Below are 17,372 nucleotides of genomic sequence, written 5' to 3' on the forward strand. Positions count from 1 at the left end.
CTCACTACGATGGGCACCGTGCCCCCGCACGGGACCACTGGAACACCGGCCCGTGCCTGGCCGTCGACAACGAAAAGGGGCTGCAGCCATGAGCTCGCTGCTGAACGAGAGCGACCTCCTCCACGAAAGCTCCGTGGTGTGGCTGGAGAACCCCGACCGTCTCGACTACGTACGGCAGGCACTCGACAAGACCGCCCGACGCCGCGGCAAGCCCCGATACGCCCGGGACGGCCGAATGGTCGGGTACAGCGAGCTCGACGAACACGCCGAAGCCGACCCCGACAGCGGCCTACAACTACGCCGTGTGTTCTTTCTCCTGCCGCACGACCGCGACACCGAACCTGACGGGCTCTATCACGAAGGCGCCCCAGGCGAAGCCGTCGATCCACGCACCATCGAGCCACGTCGGGTGGGAGAGAAGACTCCCCGCTCACAAGGCGGCACTGACGCGGCGATAGCTGCCACCGGCATCAGGGCGACGTAGCGCCGAAGGCGAATGCGCGGCCCTGTCGATCTGGTCCCGCCGCCGGTATTCGCTCGCGCCCGCGCGCCGAGGTGGACGACCCGACGATCTTCGACGGGGCCAAGCTGCGGTTGCAGATCAAGCAGTCCCGCCAGGGCACGGACCCCGTGGTGATCGAGCGCGATTTCACCGCGATTGAGGGGCGGCTGGAGGACAGTACGCCGAACGCCAACTACAACGGCCGCTACCGCACGCCGACGATCAGCCACCGGGCGGGCCCCCGCGCCCTGGCCGACTCGGTTCTGTTCCTGGACTGGCACGGTGACGGCCGCGGCTACGGACGCCACGACTACACCGGCTCCCCCGTCGTCTGACCAGCACGCGGTGCGGGCCGCCACCCTTGCCGGGTGGCGGCCCGCACTGCTGCGCTCACTGCTCGCCGGGGTCGGGGCTCCAGACGGCAGGCCCGCCGCCGCGCCACTCGATGAGCAGCGGATCGTCCAGGCGGACGACGTCGGGGTCCAGGCCGGCCCGCCGCAGGAATTCGAGGAGGTCGGCGGGGCCGAGGGCACGGCCGAGAATCTCCCCGTCGCAGCGGACGCGGCGCCCGCCCTCGGCGTCCGGCGGGTAGACGACCACGCGCAGCTCGGGACTCATTCCCCCACCCTGCCGGTGCCCGGTCATTCCAGCACTCCGAGGGCGGTGTCAGGGCGGCAGTGGATGCACGCGGGAATGCCCTGGGTCAGGAGCTGCCGTATCTGCTCGGGGCTGGCGGGGATGCAGCGTTTGCCGGTGTCCCAGCAGTGTCCGGCGTGCAGGCGGACCGGGGGCCGGCCGTTGCCGATCCCGCGCTCGATCAGCCACGCGGGCGGCTCCTTCGGCGGCAGCCTGCTGGTGGCGAGGGCCTCGCGTTCCTCGGCGGTGGCAAGGGCCTGCTCGGCGCGGCCGAGTTCGCCGCGCAGGTAGGTGACCAGGGTCCGCAGCCGGGGCAGATCGGGCGGCAGTACGGACACCGGTCAGCCGCCGTACTGGGCCTGCCGCAGGGCCTTACAGGCCGCGCAGAGGGGCGAGGCCCCCAACCCGTAACGGCAGGTGGCGGAGTGGCAGCGGGCGCAGGGGCCGGTCTGGCTGGGTGCCCATGTGACCGGGACGGTCTTGGGGCGGGGCGTGGTGGGTTGCTCGCTCATGCTGCGTTCCGTTCTGCCGGGGCCGGCGGGGGTCTCCCAATACGGGTGGGTGCACAGGTGCCCGGACAGGGCGATCAGCCGGCGCCGCAGGACGGTCGTTCCGGCCGTGGCCGGTCCCTCGGCGAGACCGGCGTAGGTGTCCAGCCACGCCCGTTCGAGGGCGAGCAGGTCCGGGGGGAAGCGGAACGGTGCTCTCACACCCCAATGGAAACACGTGTTCGATTTCTGGGGGAAGTCTGCCACGGGGGTTGCGCGGCTAAGGGAGTGGTGGTGTAGCGCGTACCCGAGATTCGGAGCATATGGGCTCTGACCTGGGGTTTCGTGACGGCTTGCGGGGCTAACCCCCAGCCGTCGCAAAGTTCGGTCACCGCCCGGGGCGTGCCCCGTTTTCTGGCGGTTCGTCCTGACTCCTTGTGGGGCTTTGCCATGTCCGAACCCGTTGTGACCCCGTCCTGCTCGTGCCCGCAGCCGGAGCCTGTCCGCCGTGTCTGGCCGGTGCGGTTACTCGTGGCCGCTGCCCTGGTCAGCCCGGCGCCCGTGACCCTGCTGGCGCACGTCGCGCCCCGGTGGGGCGACGCGGTGCAGAGCGGGTTCACTCCCGCGACGTGGCTGCTCGCGGTCGCCTTCGTTGAGTGGGGCCGGCTGCGGCGCTAGCGGCCGTCCCGGGCCGCCTCCGGCCCGGCGCTCTTGGGCCCGTCGCCGTTCGGGGACGGGCCCGCTTCATGTCCCCCGCCGGGGTGGCTGCTGCGGGCCTGGGCGCAGGTCTGAGGTCCGACACACGGGCTGATCGCATAAACGTGCAGTTGAGCTGAGTGACTCCCGGGCTCATGGACTTTGATCATGGCGCCGAGGTGCCCAGTGACTCCCGAAGTCGTCGACAAGCGACTCCCGTGTGTGCCCCCCCGCCTCGGCGGGGGGCAGCTGGGACTGAGCGCGTTAGTTGGCGCCGGCTTTGGCTACGTCGCGTTCTGCGGGTGTGACGCACTGTGTGTCTCCGTCGAAGCTTTCGCGCCATACGTAGCCCTGCTTGCAGGTGTCCGGTCCGTAGGCGCCGCCGGCGGGGTCACGGTGGGGGTTGCCCCCGGCATTGCCGCCGTACTCGGTGGTGTCGTCGTTCCCGCCACTGCCGCCATTGCCGCCATTGCCGCCGATGATGCCGCCGCCGATGAAGTCGCCGTACTCGTCGTCGTAGACGCTGCCGCTGTCCTTTTGGCCGGTGTTGCCGCCGTACTCGGTGGTGTCGTCGTTGGTTCCGGGGATGTCGGTGAGGACGCTTGCGACTGCGGACGGGGCTGTGGGTGCGGTTGCCGCTGAGGCCGGTATGGCGATGGCGCCGGAGATGAAGGCGGCTGAGGCGAAGGCCAGCAGGTAGCGGGAGGTGCGTCGCGTGGGCCGGGTGTGGCGGGGGCGGTGCGTGGTGTGGGACATGAAAGCGTTCCTCGCAGGTGGGGGCTGGTGGGAGGTGCCGTCGTTCGCTACTTCCAGTAGGCGTCATGCTGACGGGCTGGTCATGTCACAGGAAGTCGTGGCTTGACACCTGAGGGAAGGTCCAGTAGGCCTGCCGAGCCCATGCTCGCGGGGGTCATGTGAGGGGGTCCGATCTTGGTCGGCCCATGGAGCGGGGCCTCGTTCGTCTGGTTCGCTGCGGGGAACGGAGCCTGCTGTGGTGTGGTGTGGTGGCCCGGCGGGGGCGTGGCGGGCCTGGACGTGCGGAAGCTCCCGGCGCGTTCCCCGCTCGACGTCGGTGACGCCGTGGGCCGCGCGGCACAGCTCCCTCTTTCGCGGGCGACGGGGCGGCGGGTGCAGGCTCGGGCAACGGGGCCGCCAGCAGCGCGGCGAGGAGCCTTCCTTCCTCGTGTGAGCACTGGCCCTACAGTCCAAACGGCACCGTCCTTCGTTACGCGGACACCGAACATGGGGCGCAGGTACCGGCCTCCCAGAACACGGATCGCCCCGGATCTGCGGGACGCCCGGGGATCACTCCCCGGGGGTGGCACCGGCGTCAGCCGGTGTCTTCTCGTTTCAACGCCCCCTGCCCAGTGTCCTTACGGACACCAGGACTTACAGGGGCTCTACGAGCGTTTAGGGTCTCCGCCCTATCGGAGGCGACCGTCGTGAGCTGCCTGCGCGCCGCGTGCACGATGTTCGCGGTGCTGTTCTCGTGGCGGTGTACGACCGCGCCGCACGAGGGGCAGTGGAACTTGCTGCGTGAAGGGGCGGAGCTTGGGTTTCGCTCCTTGCACTTCGCGCAGGTGCTGGCGACGGGCTCGGCTTTGTCGAGGATGACGAGTTGCGAGCCGTACCAGGCGGTTTTGTATGCGAGCCGGCTGCGCAGGCTGCCCAGCGCGGCGTCCAGGAGATGCCGGTTGAACCGGGCTGTGACCTTCACGTTCTTGCCAGGCTTGTCAGCGCTGCCTTTGGCCGAGGCGGTGAGAGCGGTGAGGCGGAGGTCTTCGATCGCCACATGCGTGAACCGGGTGGCGAGCTTCTTGGAAAGGCCGTGCAGAAACGAGGCGCGTCGCACCTTGATCTGGTGGTGGACGCGGGCAACCCGGGCGGCGGCCTTCTCCCGCCGCTGCGAGCCGCGTTGAGTACGGGACAGCGTGCGCTGCGCTTTCGCCAGCTTGGCCAGGCTGTCGGCGAGCAGACGAGGGTGTGGCACGAGGATGGAGGCGGGGTCGGCCGGGTCGAGGGGGCTGGACAGAGCGGCCAGGTAGCGGGAGCCGAGGTCGATGCCGACGAGCCCGCCGGCGCGCTGGCGGGCGGTCGGACGGCCGATCTGCTCGATGCGTCCGCCGGTTTCGGCGGCCTTCTCGGCCTGGGCGCGGGTCAGATGCCGGACGCGGGTGCCGTCGTCGTCGATGTGCTCCCACAGCACGGGAACGTCCTGCCGCACCTTGGCCAGCACGGAGGCGTACCAGCGGTGGCCGCCGCGAGTGACGGTCACGGACTGGATGACGGCCTGGCCGCGCTCCACCAGCCGTGCCAGACGCTTGCCGGTGTCGTGAATGCGGATGCTGCCAAGGCCCGGCATCACCAGGCGCCGGTAGCCTTCCAGGCGGATGATCGGCCTCTTCACGTCGTGGAAGAGAGAAAACGATTCCGCCGTGCGCCCTTTCTTCTTGAACCGGGGGTATCCGTTGCGCCGGCCGGCGCGGCGCCCGGCGAGCGAGTCCTGCCAGTACTTCCAGGCGACCTGGGCGCGGTCGAAGCCGGAGGTGAAGCAGTAGACGTTGACCTCGGCCCACCAGGGGCTGCCGCCCTCTTCCTTGGGCCGGTCCCGGTCCATGCGCCACAGGGCGCTGGTGTCGGTGGCCGTCGGTGTGCGGTATCCGGCACTGAACGCTTCGGCCTTGAGCGCGTTCACCGTGGTGCGGGCTTCGGCCAGGAGCTGGCGTTCACGGCCGGTACCGGCGGCGTCCGCGCGGGCCGCGGCCAGTCGGCGTTCGAGTGCTTCCTGTCCGGCCGGGGGCCGCGTCGCGGGAAGAGGCTGCTTGCCGGTGGCGGTGCTCATGAGGCTCTTGCGGTGGTGGTCCCACACCTTGATGCGATCGGTGAGCTCAGCGCCGTCGGCCTTGATCCGGGCCTTCGCTTCGGCTTCGCTCAGCCCCGCTGCCAGGTAAGCGGTCCGACGCTCGGCCCAAGCCTGATGGGACTGAGTCTTCTTCGCCAGGGCGTAGTTGAAGGCCCACCGGCAGGCCCCGGCATAGCGGGCCAGCTCGGCGCGTTCAGCATCGGAGGGGTCCAGGGCGAACCTGTAGGCACGCAGGATCTCCACTTGAGGCATAATCGTTTCCCCCCGCGTGTCCGCCATCGCTTCGAAGATCCTTTGTAGCGCCAAGCGTCGGCGGCAGCGTCGCCCGTTCACTCCGACGCGGCAGTCCTCCACCTATCTGCCCGAATGGCATGTTTATCGGTCTGGCGTTCCTGGCCGGCACGGCACGGATCAAGCACCCAGCTCTGGTTCCCCCCGGCCCGGCGTGCGCTCGCCAGCGCTGCGGCCTGTTCGTCGTGCTCGCGCAGCATGCGCGTGACGGTCGCAGGGGCCGGGTGCTGGCCGCGCTTCTTGCCGGTGCGGATGACCAGGTGAGAAGCGATCTCGCGGCATCGTGCCAGGTTCGACGCGGATGGGCTTGGTCCGGCTTCTGGTCGTGCTGGTCAGCGGTAGTCTGCCGGTCGAGCTTCTGCCCGCCGGTGGAGACCCGGGTGTAGCCGATCCGGATCTCAGTCGGGTGGAGCGGGAAGACGGCGAGGAGGTTGCCGGGCCGGCTGCGGCCGCCGGGTGAGCGGTGATCGGGGCCGGCTGCGCGCGGCGGTCACAGATGCAGTGCCGTTTCGGCGGTGAATCCATGTCCCCGCCTGGGTGAACCGTGCCCGGGGGCCTGTTGCTGATGGTGTGTGGGCCGGTACAACCGCACCATGATGATCATGATGCGGGCCGTAGGTGCGGCTGCTGCTCTTGCCCTGTCCCTGCCCGCTACGACCGCACAAGCCGCCGAAGAGGTGCGCGCGGTGCCGCAGGTCCTGCCGATCGGGGTTGCGGTGTCCGCGCTCCCGCTCGCGGTCGAGGACCGGACCGGCTACCGACGTACCTCCTTCAAGCACTGGAACACCGGAGACCTGCCTTCCGACGGCTGCAACACCCGGCAGGAGGTTCTGCTGTCCGAGGCGGTGGAATACCCGGCCATCGGTCCGGGCTGCGCGCTGAGCGAGGGTATGTGGGTCTCGTACTACGACGACGTCTCGGTGACCGACGCCTCCCGTCTGGACATCGACCACATGGTTCCGCTCGCCGAGGCCTGGGATTCGGGCGCCAGTTCGTGGACCGCACAAAGGCGCGAGGCGTACGCGAACGATCAGGGCCAGCTGTCCAGCTTGGTGGCGGTGACGGCCCGTTCGAACCGGCAGAAGGCCGATCAGGATCCGGCCCAGTGGCTGCCGCCGTCGGCGGAGGCGCTGTGCCGCTACGGCGCGGAGTGGACCGCGACGAAGCTCCGCTGGGGCCTGGCGGTGGACGAAGCCGAGCGGGACCGGCTGCAGGACATCGCGGCCGGCTGCGGCGGCACGGACGTGGAGTTCACCCCCGCCCCGTAGCGGCAGGACCGCGGGACCGAGGGCCGTCACTCGTCATGGGTGGCGGTCCTTCCTCTCGGTGACGTGGGCGGCGGCCCGTTGTGCGGGGACCGGCGGGCGGTCGGAGCGGACGCGTTGGTTGGTGGTGGGTGGCGGTTGGTGGGACCTGCCCCGAGCCCGGTGCTTGGGGCAGGTCATCTGCGGGGTGGTCAGGCGCTGCTGCTGGTGAGGTGTCGGGTGCGTAGGGCCGAGAGTTCGTTGAGGCGGGCGGTCAGCCTGTTGTGGTCTCCGAAGTGGATGCCGTGTGGGTGCGGGTGTTCATCGCGGTGGTCGTGGTCGTGGGGTTCCTCCTCGTTTCCGGTGTCGGGTTCGGCTGTGGTTTCGCAGCTGGGTTGGGTCGTGGGCTGGGCGGCGGCGGGGAGCCAGAGTGGCCCTGCGTCGCCGGCCGGGGGCGGGGTGTGGGTGGGGTCGGGTGCGGTGAAGCTGGTGGGCTGTGGTGCTCCGGGTGCGGGTGTCCACAGGGCGGGGTTCGGGCGGGTGTCGGGGTGGCCTTGGCGGCCGGGTTCGACCAGGGGGGGTGTGGAGGCGAGGAGCAGGGAGAGGAGCAGGCCGGTGGCCTGGTCGCTGAGGACTTGTGCGATTTCCAGGAGCCGGTGGCGTTGGCTGACGGGCAGGGACAGTGCCACGCAGCCGGCTTGTCCTCCCAGGCCGAGGGGAACGGCGACGCAGACGTACTGCCCGGAGTATTCGAGCAGGTCGAACTGGACGGCATGGGGGCCGTCGTGGTCGATGGACTGGAACAGGGTTGAGGGGTCGGTGATGGTCCGGGGTGTGAGCTTGACGGCTTTGCGCCGGGCGAGGTGATCCATGCGGCTGTCGAAGTCGAGTTGGTGCAGCAGGCTCTTTCCGACGGCGCTGGCGTGCGCGGCGTCGCGGAAGTCGACCCACTCCTCGACCCGGGGGGTGGTGGGGCCGTCTGCGCAGTGGCTGACGGTCACCTCGCCGTCTGAGTAGGTGGCCAGGTAGACCGCGGCGTCGACGGTGTCGCGCAGCCGGCTCAGGGCCCGGTGCAGGATGACCTGCGGCTGGAGAGCTCCAGATCCGGTGGACATCATCTTGAGCAGGGGCCCGGCCACATAGGAGGCGTCGGGCAGGCGCTCGACGAGCCCTTGCCCGCACAGCCAGAACAGGAGCTGTTCCAGCACGCGGTGGGGCAGGCTGGTGCGGGTGCGGATCCGCTCGCTGTCCACCGGCCGTCCGGCGGAGGCGATGACGTCGAGGACGTCCAGGACCCGCATCGCCGACTCCCACCGCTGTGGCCCGAGCGGCTTGTCCATCTGCTGCGAGGCGGCCGCCACCGCCGACGCGCGCAGACTGAGCGGGGAGTACCGCTTCGACGCGGCGCCCGCCCTTGGGCCGGCGGCGGTCCGGGGCAGGGCAAGTGCGGGCGGGTAGCCGGCGAGGAGCTGGGTGACCGCGGGTACAAAGTCCGGGTCCTGCCAGGCCATCATCCGACTCTTCGCCACAGACAGCTGCGCCCGGGCGTGGAGGTCCAGCAGGATCCGCGCATCAGCGTGGCCGAACCGGGCCGCGGCCGCAAGGACGCCGAGCACCTCCTCGCGCACGGCGGCGGCCTGGCCCCGGTCGTAGGCCTCCCGCCACAGGGCCACGGCCAGCCGGAACGCGGCACCGGGGTGGAACTCCATGCAGGCGTTCTTGAGCCAGGTGACGGCGAGGTGTCCGTTGCCGCGGCGCAGCGCCTTGCTGCCCAGCCGGTAGCAGGAGTTCGCGTGTTCGCGCCGCTCCAGCGCGTCCGGCCCGACCAGCAGGCCCCAGTTTCCTTCGGGCCGGTCCCAGTAGTCCTTGTGGGGCTGCGGACCGGTGTTGCGCTCGGTGGCCGCCCGTGGCGCCCGCGACCTCAGGAGCGTCTGTCCGATGTCGTTCCTGATCATGCCAGTCACGCGTCCTCTTCCCCGCGCCGGTGCTTCCTGTGGTGTTCCCATCGGATGAAGGCCTGGAGCTCGTCCGCGCCGCGCAGGTCTTTGGACGCCTTGCTGCTCAGGGAGCGGACCTGGGCGGGCGGGGTCTGCAGGTCCACCGCGATGGTGTTCTCATCGTCGCCCTTAATCTGCGCTTCTGCGACGGTTTTACGCTTTGAAGGCTTCATGTTCGTTATCGCCTCGACCGCGAGACAGAAAGCCGGATCAGGCGGCGTCAGCAGCTCACGCTGATGCACCCCCCGCTCCTCCGCCAAGGGCAGCAGCGCCTCGTCCTCCAGCGGCCGTTCCGGCGACCGCAACGCGTCCACGGCGATGTTCCTGGCGACCTGCTTCATGTAGGGGAGGGCAGGCCGGTCCGGTTCGTTCCTGCCCTCCAGCCACACACGCAGCGTCCTCTCGTGCGCCTCCTGCGCGATCTCCTCCCAGTGGTCACGGATGGAGGGATAGCTGGTCCGCAGCATGGCCATCACCTTCCGCTCGTACTCCTCGGCGTGGTCGGTGAAATGGAGCCGCACGGCCTTCTGGCGCTGACGCTCCTCGTCTTCAGAACCCCTGCTCACCATGGGCCGCCTTCTTCCTGCCCGTCGTGCGCGGACCCGGTGACGGTGTTCCACACCGTCACCCGTCCTCCTTCAGGCAGGTCGTAGCGGATCACCACGGTCTTCGTACGGGCGCACAGCCCGCACCGTGCCGGTGCGCTCACACCGTGCGCGGAAGGCCGGCGCGCGATGCGCCGCCGGGCCATTTCCGCGGCCCAGGGCTGGCAGAACGCGGCGGCCACGGGGACCGAGCCAGCCACGACCGAGAGCAACTCGGTCCAAACCGGGGGTGTCAATTCAGGCTCCAGGTCTTCCTGCTGGGAACGACGCCAACTTGCGTCACGCCACTACTACGGAGCCCCGGCCCTGGAATTGCCCGACGATCGATGATGACTGCAAACGTCTGCGTGTGATCACTGCGTGCACTGCTCCGTTGCCTTCGGGGTCTACGCGACGCCCGAGGCCGGCTCGACGGCGTTCCGCTGGGATGACAAATTCGAACACATGTGCAATGATCGCGAAGGTTTCAAAAATCTGACCCAATGTGAGGTACGGTTTATGAAACCTAGTCAGGGAGGGTGTCTGTGGCAGGCCTTGAAGCCATGCAGCTCGACGCGCGACTCGCACAGCTGGGAGTGAAGAAGCAGATCTTCGTGGACGCTCTGGAGTGGGCGGCCGGACAGGCGCGGATGTGCACTGAGTTCGACGCCCCATCGATGTCGGGGATCACCTTCTGGAGCAGGGCGAACCGCTACCTCGCGGAGCACCTGACGGACCGCAAGTACCTGGCGGAGCACCTCAGCGACTTGTACGAGTCGCCGTTGCCGTGGAAGTACACCCGACGGGACAGCATCCTGCGCGTGGTTCACCCCGCCGGTACCCACGCGATCACTGCGATCAGCGGCTCCGGCGGCATCACGGACCTTGACCGGTCCGTGCGCTCGAAGAACCCCAAGGGGCGCGCCATGGCGGTGATCGTGGAGAACAACGCCAAGTTCGAGCGGCGCACCGGCCAGGGCGTCATCCAGTCCAGGGACGACATCGAGTTTGGTGGCGAGCTGGACGAAATGCCCCTGTGGTTCCTTCTGTACGAGCGCACCGCGGCAGGTCTGGCTGCTGAGCTCTCCCATCCTGTAAAGATGAACGGGTCGTTCGTGAACGAGTGGAGCGAGCGTATTCCGCTGTTTACCCTTCCCGACCCCGGGGTCGATATCGCGCTTCTCGACGCCCCGGACGACGACAACGGCGTACACATTCCGGTGCAGTTCACCGGCTGATCTGGCGAATAACGGGAGTTGAGGAAAGTGTTCACCCCCGAGAGACTTGTACTGGCTCGGAAACGGCGGCGCATGACTCTTGCTGCGCTGGCTCGCGAATCTGGGATCTCCGCCCAGAGCATCACCGCGTTCGAGAATTCCAGGAAAGTCCCATCGGAGGAGACGCTTTCCTCACTCGCCCATAGCCTCGGCTTCCCCCTCGACTTCTTCCGTGCCGAGCCGGCACCCGACGTCGTGGCGGGGGCTGTCAGCTTCCGGGCACCTAGCAAGATGAGCGCGGTCGAGAGGGACAGCGCACTGAGCTGCGGCGCCATCGCAGCCACCCTGAACCAGTGGCTCGAAGCGCACTTCACGCTTCCTCGCCCCGACGTGCCGGCCTACGACGGCATGGACCCCGAGGCCGCGGCCGAACAGGTACGCGCAGACTGGGGCCTGGGGGAAGCGTCAGCGCCCAACATGGTCCACCTCTTGGAGGCCCACGGGGTACGTATCTTCTCCCTGGCTCCTGATTGCCTCGACATCGACGCGTTCTCCACGACCAAGCACGGCGTGCCCTACATACTTCTGAACACCCGCAAGAGCAGTGAGCGTGGCCGGTTCGACGTTGCCCACGAGCTGGGCCACCTCGTCCTGCACAGCGGCCCGGAGAGCCCCTCAGGGCCGACCGCGGAAGCCGCAGCCGATGCCTTCGCATCCGCCTTCCTCATGCCGAAGGCCGGCATCCTCGCCCAGCAGCTCGACCAGCCCAGCCTGGAGCGGATCCTGAGCGCCAAACGCCGATGGGGCGTGTCCGCCATGGCCCTCGCCTACCGGCTGCGCACCCTCGGCCAGCTCTCCGATTGGAAATACCATCAGACAGCCAAGCAGCTTTCACAGATGGGTTATCGCAGAGGAGAGCCCGGATCCAACCTTGCCAGAGAAAGCAGTCAGATCCTCACGAAGGCATTCGAAGCACTCCGAGCGGCACACATGAGCCACTTCGATGTGGCAAGAGCCATGAATATCCACCCCCACGAACTCAATGACTTCGTATTCGGCCTCACGCCCATTGGGTTCAACGGCGGCGAACACAGAACCGCTCCTGTGCGGCCAGCACTGCAACTCGTGAAGTAACTGAATCACCACAATGTCATAGGTAAGTGCTTACTATTGCGCCACTGTCCCGAGGGGGCTTGAATGTTCGGACGGCTGGGCCGGTGGTGGCTGGACACACCCAGAGCAATCCGATGGGTTGTTTACGTGTGTCTCCCGCTGGGCACCCTCGCCATCACTCTGGGGGTCTACGGCGATGGGCACGGATGGTGGGATGACCGGAGCTTCCTGACGAACCTTGCGTCCAGCTTCGCCAGCCTCCTCTTTGGCGTGCCACTCGCCCTTGTCGTGCTATCGCATCTCAGCGCCATGCAAGATGTCGTGATCGAGAGACGATTGGCGCAACGACAGACCCGGCACGTGGCACAAGAGTTCCGCAGCATCTTCCTGAGAATGCTCCCTAGCGCGAACTTGGCAGAACTCCATGAGGCGATTGATCGACTGGATGATGATCTAGGCGAGATGAGGAGACTGATGGTCGAGGCTCCTGGCGACACCACCCAGCTCAGAGACGTTCGCAGCCGGGCAGTCGTCCACTACGCAGATGTCTCCCCGATCGACTACGAAGCCTGGGCGGCCCACATCAAACGGCAATGGACCGTCCTCGACGAGGAGATCCGACCGGCGGTGTTGTCGTCAACGCTGAACTGGCTCAGCGCCCCCGCTGCCCTCCGGATCTCACAAGCGGTCGAGCTGCTCCAGAGCGAGCCCGTCCTGTTCACTGACACCGATACGGTCGAGCGGCACATCCGCGGACGAACCGCCTTGCGCCACAACAACGGCTACCTGGGCAGCCGGGTCGATCAGGCGCGGGAGTGGGTTGGAGCCCTGAGGCGCACTGTCGAGCTCATCGAGGGCGAACTGCCAGTTCTTGCCACGCGCGCACCCTCCAACCAGGGTGGTACGCCAAGCCCACTCTGAGCACGTGCCGGTCCGCTCCTGTTCAGGCTCGGATTTCGTTGAGGAGCATGCGCAGGGTGAGGCTGTGCTTTTCGGGTGGCAGGGCGTCCATCTCGGCGGTGGCGTGGGCGACGCCACCGGCGCGGTCGCCGGACCGGGCGAGCATCAGCCCCCTGTGGAGCTCGAGGTGGGTGGCGAAACGGGGCAGGGTGGCGGGGAGCTCGGCGAGGGCCTGGTCCTGCGCGTCGGTGGCGGCTTTCTCGTCGCACGGCGCAGTGCTGAACGTGCGTGCTGATCATCGGTTCTCCTCCCCCCCTACAGGCGCACGCGGCCTGCCGGGCCACGATCGTGGCCCGGCTTTCACCGGCCTTGGGGTGCGGCGCGTTGTTGCCAGGTGGCTGTGAGGGTGTGGGTCTTGGCCGGGCAGCCGTAGGGCAGCCCCGCCGCGGTTTGGCTTGTCACGGGGTGGCCTTCGCGGGGACGTCGCTGTCCGATGGACGTGGCCGGCGGCTTGCCGGACCGGAACGGGGCGTGTTTGGCCTCTCATGCCTTCTTACGCGCCGCAGGGTGTGGTGTTGTTCTTCAGGGAGTGGGTGGTGTCGTTGAGCTGGTAGGAGCGCAGGTCTGCGATGGTGCCGCCGTCGGATCCGATGCACACGTGCCGGCCGAAGTAGTTGTCTTTTTGGTAGACCCTTGCGGTGCGGCTGCTGTTGTTGATCACCGAGCTGCCCTTGCCGCGGATGTAGTCGGGCAGGTGTCGGACCGAGCCGTCGGTCGCTCGTTTGACGTAGGGCTGTCCCTCGAAGTGGATCTCGGGGTAGATACACACGAATCCGCGCGGGCACTGGATCTGGTCCCGGGCAGCGGTGACGGCCGGACCGGTCGGCGCAGACCGGGCCTGGGCAGGGCTGACACCGGCAAGCGCCGCCGTCAGGACGACGGTCGTGCTGGCGATCGTGAGAATCCTGGGAACGCGCATGTGGGACTCTTTCGGTCGGCTTCTGTGCAGAGCAGCCTGGCGCCGCACGGTTCGGCGCCCAGCCCCCGCCGCGGCTGGAAGCCGCGGGATCCCAGTGTGGTTACCCAAAGCGACAGTTGATTTGCATCCAGCCTCAACCTGGCTGGGTCACAGGGAGCGCACTGGTCGCGACGGTGCGCCGCGAGTGCCACGGAGCCGCGGTCCGATGCGTACGACGGCGCGTGGACCGAGGCGCCCATGCCTCGAAGGTGGTCGCCGAGTGACCGCACAACCGAGAACGGCGGGGCCGACAAGCAGTCCGACCTGGGCATGGCCCGTCGACCTTGCACACTATGACCGTCGCGGCCTGCTCACCGAGTCTGAGGCGAACGCGCTTCTGACGCTCAGCATCGATCAGCTCCGGCGCGACGGTCTGGGCCTCACGGCGAGAACCTCGACCTCGCCGTGAACTCGACCGTCGCGGTCGCGACACGACCAGACCTCAGGGGACATCAACTCACGAACCGCCCTCTGAGACGCCACATACGTCGGACCAAGGGTGCTGCCTATGGCTCGAGCAACTCCGCCTGTAGCTGCGGCGAAAGGGGTGCCGCTCCGACCTCAGCACGCGACTCTGCGTCGAGTGAGGTGCCCGCGAAAATCGTGAGGGAGATCGCGTCGCCGGCATTCAGCGGAACAATCGTGGACACCTCCTGCGTAGGAAATGGGTCTTCGCCGCGCATTTGGTCCAAGGCGACAAACCCGCCGTTTACCTGGATGCCGAGGGAACTGACATTGACTCCAGCCGCGTTGAAGCTCAATGCGACCCGCGCCTTGAGGAGGTAACGTCCGGGAGTTCTGACCACCAGAGTGTCGGACGCATCGTCAAACATCATGTCAGTGTCGTAGAAAGCAGCGTTGAAAGTGAACTGTGTCTGGGTGTTGGGCGCGATGAGCTGGTTGGTGGTGGAGTAGATACTTGCGCCGACATCAACCGTTGTGCCGGCAGGGCCCGTTGCCCCGGTCGGTCCCGCGGGGCCTGTCGCTCCCGTAGCGCCGCTCGGCCCCGCCGGTCCAGCGGGTCCCTCCATGCCTGCGGGCCCGGACGGCCCCGTCGGCCCGGTAGCGCCTGGTTCGCCGCCTCCGGGCCCAGTCGGCCCGGTAGCACCGGGTTCGCCTGGCGTACCAGGCTCGCCCTGCGGCCCGGTGGCACCCGTCGGACCCGTGGCGCCGGCAGGGCCCGTCGGGCCGGTCGCACCTGTGGCGCCACCGCCAGGACCTGTCGGGCCCGTTGCCCCTGTTGGCCCCGGCTCACCCTGTTCGCCCGGCACGCCCTGAGGCCCGGTGGCGCCCGTCGGCCCCGTCGGACCAATTGCGCCGTCCCCGTCCTCGCACCTGTCGTCCCACCCCGGCCTGCAGTCGTCGGGATCCGGGTCTGCCTGGCTCACCGCGGCCGTCGGCTGGTACTGGGCAGTCGCCAGCGCAGGGCTGCTGAAGCCCAGCATCACGAGACACAGCGACGCCATCGCGCCGCCAGCAACCCATCTTCCGCTTCTGGGGAGCGGACCGAGCGCCGTCGACCTATGCCCGTGCTCAGGGCTCATACGTAGCTCCTTGTGGAACCGAAACGAGTGATTCTCCGAAAGGAATTTCCATTCCCTCGGTAGCATCGACCCGCAGATCATCGGACTTGAGAGCCCCTGCAGCAAGATCAACCTACTGGCGTATCAAAGGTCGGTCCGCATGGTAGGAACGCCCCCGCCCTGCCACGGGATGTTGCACGCTACTGAGGCCACGATCACCGCCCCCAGGATCCGCATCTGCCGTACGAGCCGCCGGACAGCTGCTCCGGGTTCCCAAACAGGTACTGAGGCAGATCAGTCATAGTAGGTGACGCTGTACCCGCCCTGCGGGTCGTTGGTGGAGAGCATGAACTCCGCCTTGTTGTTGGCTCCGTCGACATAGGCATCGAGGCCCTTGAAGGTGAGGCATCCGCCCTTGCTGGTGACAGTGGAGATCCGGCGGGAGCCGGTGTCGTCGCGCTCCCACAGGGAGTACTTGTGGTAGGAGGTCCGGCTCGAGACGCACGCCAGGAAGTTGCCGCCGGTCGAGTAGACGTAGCCGGTGAACCACTCGCCCAAGTTGGTATCGCGGTATCTGAACGTGCTGGCACCGACGTAGTCCCACCCGCTGGAGAGTGGTGCGTTAAGCAGGATGACTTCGGACGGGTCGTAGGCGTCGACGGTGATGGTGGAGCTGTCGGGGGTGAGCTCCTCCGCGTGTGCGGTGCCGGTCAGGCCGGCTGCTGCGAGTACTGCGGTGATGGCGGCGGTGGTGCCTATTCGGCGCGTGAAGCTCATGCGTGTTTTCCCTGGTGGTGTGGCCAATGGGGTGTCCGACCCTACCCCATCCACGGGGGTAGTGATCTTGCTAGGGGTTCGGCCCAACTTCTGTGGAGATCAACTGTTTTGGCTCGGGCGGTGGTGTCGTGCAGGAGGATGCCGGCGGAGCTGAGGAGCCCCAGGTGAGGTAGGCCGTGGGTACAACCCCAAGGAGTTGCAGATCCCCGTCGTGGCCCTGTCCCAGCTCAACCGCGGATCCGAGCACCGCACGGCCGCGAAGCGGGCTGCTCCTGGAGGCGGAGCCGGAAGGATCGGGGCTGGGGAAGGGAGCGGACCCGCCCAACGGGCCGCGGGCCCGGACCCCGTGAAACGGGGTCAGTTCAGCCTGCGAAGCAGGCCGTTCGGGGTGAAGCGAAGCGGAACCCCGAACCGTCCGGAGCGCAGCGCAGGACTCCGGCCCGAAGGGCCGGCCTTGAGGGCGCGAAGTGATGATCTGTGTTCGTTTGTCAGTGGTGGTTCGGCGTTGAGGTGTCAGTGGTGTCGTCTGGGGTTGTCCCTGGTCAGTGGTCTCTGAGTCCGGGTTTGCCACTGACAGTGGTTGCCGTCTTTGTACTGACGTTTTTGACGTTCTGCCTGGTCACTTTGGTGACGATCGGTATCACGCCTGGAAGTTTCGTCTCGCCCGTGTCATGATCAATTTCATGACTGTGTTCCGAAAGGCTTATGCCGCGTAGACGGCCCAGCGCACTGCGCGCGCAACGAGTGGTCCCGCGGCAGCTGTACGCAGGCATCAGCGATTGGGGCGGGCGGTTTCCCAAGCGTTGGCGTCTTTCTTCGCAGACTGTTTCCGCGATCTATCGCGAGGAGTACCGGCGCCCGCACGACGGTTGGTGGCCCGGGGCAACCCGAGACGCTCTCGCTGCCTATCGCAGCTTCCTTGCTCTTCCGGGCAGGTACGTGTACCTGCGACTGTCCATCTGCGGTTGTGAGCAGCATGAGTTCCTGGACAACGTTGCGGTGGCCCGGGATCTCCTCGAGGTGGTCGTGCATAGGCTTCCTCCGCGTCCGCGCCGGGAACTGGAGGGGCTGCTGGCACGACTGGATGACGAACTGTGGTGTAGGACCCTCCCAGACCCGTTCGCTTACCGGCAGGCGCATCGCAGGGGTGGCTGGTGGCACTGGCGACTCTATGACGAGACCAGCCACCTGTGACACTCCCCGGGAGCCGCAAGCCAGGAGTCGGCCGAGGCACCCGCGATCTCCTCGCTGCCAGCCGCCCGCGGAGCGGGCTGGTCCTGGAGGCGGAGCCAAAGGACCCGGGTGGGGGAGCGAAGCGGACCCGCCCAACGGGCCGCAAGCCCGGACCCCGTGAAACGGGGTCACCCAAGCCTGCGAAGCAGGCTGTTCGAGGTGGAGCGAAGCGGAACCCCGAACTGTCCGTAGCGAAGCGAAGGACCCCGGCCCGAAGGGCCGGCCCTGGCTCGGCGAAGCCGAGCCCCGTCAGCGCAGCGAGGCGGTTCTCTCCTGAGCGCGCAGCGCTC

At 67.9% G+C, this 17,372-nt stretch carries 18 protein-coding genes and 1 pseudogene; 7 read left to right on the plus strand and 12 right to left on the minus strand.

Annotated features, from left to right (window positions below; translation table 11 throughout):
• The first annotated feature begins 88 nt into the window (after positions 1-88).
• Both OG625_RS40230 and OG625_RS40235 read left to right on the plus strand, forming a co-directional pair.
• Positions 89-484 carry a DUF6009 family protein gene (locus OG625_RS40230; RefSeq protein WP_329391399.1) on the plus strand — a complete coding sequence of 132 codons (396 nt, stop codon included), beginning with the start codon at positions 89-91 and terminating at the stop codon, positions 482-484.
• Between the two features lie 71 nt (positions 485-555).
• Positions 556-837, plus strand: a complete 282-nt coding sequence (locus OG625_RS40235) for a hypothetical protein (RefSeq protein WP_329391397.1) — start codon at positions 556-558, stop codon at positions 835-837.
• A 55-nt stretch (positions 838-892) separates the two neighbouring features.
• On the opposite strand, the gene OG625_RS40240 is transcribed toward OG625_RS40235, so the two are convergent.
• The 3 genes from OG625_RS40240 to OG625_RS40250 are packed head-to-tail and all read right to left on the minus strand — an operon-like array spanning position 893 to position 1,848.
• Positions 893-1,120, minus strand: a complete 228-nt coding sequence (locus tag OG625_RS40240; protein WP_329391395.1) for a hypothetical protein — start codon at positions 1,118-1,120, stop codon at positions 893-895.
• Between the two features lie 23 nt (positions 1,121-1,143).
• Complete coding sequence (locus tag OG625_RS40245) at positions 1,144-1,476, minus strand: DUF6233 domain-containing protein (protein ID WP_329391393.1); 333 nt, start codon at positions 1,474-1,476, stop codon at positions 1,144-1,146.
• A gap of 3 nt (positions 1,477-1,479) precedes the next feature.
• Positions 1,480-1,848, minus strand: a complete 369-nt coding sequence (locus OG625_RS40250; RefSeq protein WP_329391390.1) for a hypothetical protein — start codon at positions 1,846-1,848, stop codon at positions 1,480-1,482.
• Between the two features lie 309 nt (positions 1,849-2,157).
• Between OG625_RS40250 and OG625_RS40255 the strand changes: the two genes are divergently transcribed.
• Positions 2,158-2,304, plus strand: a complete 147-nt coding sequence (locus OG625_RS40255) for a hypothetical protein (RefSeq protein ID WP_329391387.1) — start codon at positions 2,158-2,160, stop codon at positions 2,302-2,304.
• A 282-nt stretch (positions 2,305-2,586) separates the two neighbouring features.
• Here OG625_RS40255 and OG625_RS40260 read toward each other — a convergent pair whose 3' ends face one another.
• Positions 2,587-3,078, minus strand: a complete 492-nt coding sequence (locus tag OG625_RS40260; RefSeq protein ID WP_329391384.1) for a hypothetical protein — start codon at positions 3,076-3,078, stop codon at positions 2,587-2,589.
• 574 nt (positions 3,079-3,652) lie between these two features.
• Entirely contained in the window at positions 3,653-5,464 is a 1,812-nt protein-coding gene (locus OG625_RS40265) for an RNA-guided endonuclease TnpB family protein (RefSeq protein WP_329391593.1), read from the minus strand.
• A 614-nt stretch (positions 5,465-6,078) separates the two neighbouring features.
• On the opposite strand from OG625_RS40265, the gene OG625_RS40270 reads away from it, so the two are divergent.
• Positions 6,079-6,744: an HNH endonuclease family protein gene (locus OG625_RS40270; RefSeq protein WP_329391596.1), complete on the plus strand. Its 666-nt coding sequence runs from the start codon at positions 6,079-6,081 to the stop codon at positions 6,742-6,744.
• 188 nt (positions 6,745-6,932) lie between these two features.
• Here the strand turns inward: OG625_RS40270 and OG625_RS40275 are convergent, their stop codons facing one another.
• The 3 genes from OG625_RS40275 to OG625_RS40285 are packed head-to-tail and all read right to left on the minus strand — an operon-like array spanning position 6,933 to position 9,522.
• Entirely contained in the window at positions 6,933-8,675 is a 1,743-nt protein-coding gene (locus OG625_RS40275) for an IclR family transcriptional regulator domain-containing protein (protein ID WP_329391379.1), read from the minus strand.
• 5 nt (positions 8,676-8,680) lie between these two features.
• Positions 8,681-9,286, minus strand: a complete 606-nt coding sequence (locus tag OG625_RS40280; protein ID WP_329391376.1) for a hypothetical protein — start codon at positions 9,284-9,286, stop codon at positions 8,681-8,683.
• On the minus strand, positions 9,280-9,522 hold the full coding sequence (locus tag OG625_RS40285) for a hypothetical protein (RefSeq protein ID WP_329391374.1): 243 nt from the start codon (positions 9,520-9,522) through the stop codon (positions 9,280-9,282). The genes OG625_RS40280 and OG625_RS40285 overlap by 7 nt, the downstream gene beginning before the upstream one ends.
• A gap of 324 nt (positions 9,523-9,846) precedes the next feature.
• Between OG625_RS40285 and OG625_RS40290 the strand changes: the two genes are divergently transcribed.
• From OG625_RS40290 to OG625_RS40300, 3 genes are all read left to right on the plus strand, one after another.
• Complete coding sequence (locus OG625_RS40290; protein ID WP_329391372.1) at positions 9,847-10,539, plus strand: hypothetical protein; 693 nt, start codon at positions 9,847-9,849, stop codon at positions 10,537-10,539.
• Between the two features lie 27 nt (positions 10,540-10,566).
• The gene (locus OG625_RS40295) at positions 10,567-11,652 is read left to right on the plus strand and encodes a helix-turn-helix domain-containing protein (RefSeq protein WP_329391369.1); all 1,086 of its coding nucleotides are present in this window, start codon (positions 10,567-10,569) and stop codon (positions 11,650-11,652) included.
• Between the two features lie 63 nt (positions 11,653-11,715).
• On the plus strand, positions 11,716-12,552 hold the full coding sequence (locus OG625_RS40300) for a hypothetical protein (protein ID WP_329391366.1): 837 nt from the start codon (positions 11,716-11,718) through the stop codon (positions 12,550-12,552).
• A 22-nt stretch (positions 12,553-12,574) separates the two neighbouring features.
• Here the strand turns inward: OG625_RS40300 and OG625_RS40305 are convergent.
• The 4 genes and pseudogenes from OG625_RS40305 to OG625_RS40320 all read right to left on the minus strand — a co-directional run.
• Positions 12,575-12,796 (minus strand): annotated as a pseudogene (locus OG625_RS40305) (XRE family transcriptional regulator); the annotation flags it as partial.
• Positions 12,797-13,084: 288 nt separating this feature from the next.
• Positions 13,085-13,510: a peptidase inhibitor family I36 protein gene (locus tag OG625_RS40310; protein WP_329391364.1), complete on the minus strand. Its 426-nt coding sequence runs from the start codon at positions 13,508-13,510 to the stop codon at positions 13,085-13,087.
• 545 nt (positions 13,511-14,055) lie between these two features.
• Positions 14,056-14,385 (minus strand): hypothetical protein, encoded by a 330-nt coding sequence (locus OG625_RS40315; protein WP_329391362.1) that lies wholly within the window; start codon positions 14,383-14,385, stop codon positions 14,056-14,058.
• A 981-nt stretch (positions 14,386-15,366) separates the two neighbouring features.
• Complete coding sequence (locus OG625_RS40320; protein ID WP_329375647.1) at positions 15,367-15,849, minus strand: hypothetical protein; 483 nt, start codon at positions 15,847-15,849, stop codon at positions 15,367-15,369.
• Positions 15,850-17,372: the final 1,523 nt, after the last annotated feature.

Source organism: Streptomyces sp. NBC_01351, from assembly GCF_036237315.1.
Taxonomy (GTDB): Bacteria; Actinomycetota; Actinomycetes; order Streptomycetales; family Streptomycetaceae; genus Streptomyces.

Excerpts from the sequence above, each read along its gene's own strand:
- OG625_RS40275 (WP_329391379.1), bottom strand. The coding sequence starts at position 8,675 with ATGATCAGGAACGACATCGGACAGACGCTCCTGAGGTCGCGGGCGCCA.
- OG625_RS40270 (WP_329391596.1), top strand. The coding sequence starts at position 6,079 with ATGATGCGGGCCGTAGGTGCGGCTGCTGCTCTTGCCCTGTCCCTGCCC.
- OG625_RS40240 (WP_329391395.1), bottom strand. The coding sequence starts at position 1,120 with ATGAGTCCCGAGCTGCGCGTGGTCGTCTACCCGCCGGACGCCGAGGGC.
- OG625_RS40265 (WP_329391593.1), bottom strand. The coding sequence starts at position 5,464 with ATGGCGGACACGCGGGGGGAAACGATTATGCCTCAAGTGGAGATCCTG.
- OG625_RS40260 (WP_329391384.1), bottom strand. The coding sequence starts at position 3,078 with ATGTCCCACACCACGCACCGCCCCCGCCACACCCGGCCCACGCGACGC.
- OG625_RS40300 (WP_329391366.1), top strand. The coding sequence starts at position 11,716 with ATGTTCGGACGGCTGGGCCGGTGGTGGCTGGACACACCCAGAGCAATC.
- OG625_RS40280 (WP_329391376.1), bottom strand. The coding sequence starts at position 9,286 with ATGGTGAGCAGGGGTTCTGAAGACGAGGAGCGTCAGCGCCAGAAGGCC.
- OG625_RS40315 (WP_329391362.1), bottom strand. The coding sequence starts at position 14,385 with ATGATGTTTGACGATGCGTCCGACACTCTGGTGGTCAGAACTCCCGGA.
- OG625_RS40230 (WP_329391399.1), top strand. The coding sequence starts at position 89 with ATGAGCTCGCTGCTGAACGAGAGCGACCTCCTCCACGAAAGCTCCGTG.
- OG625_RS40310 (WP_329391364.1), bottom strand. The coding sequence starts at position 13,510 with ATGCGCGTTCCCAGGATTCTCACGATCGCCAGCACGACCGTCGTCCTG.
- OG625_RS40320 (WP_329375647.1), bottom strand. The coding sequence starts at position 15,849 with ATGAGCTTCACGCGCCGAATAGGCACCACCGCCGCCATCACCGCAGTA.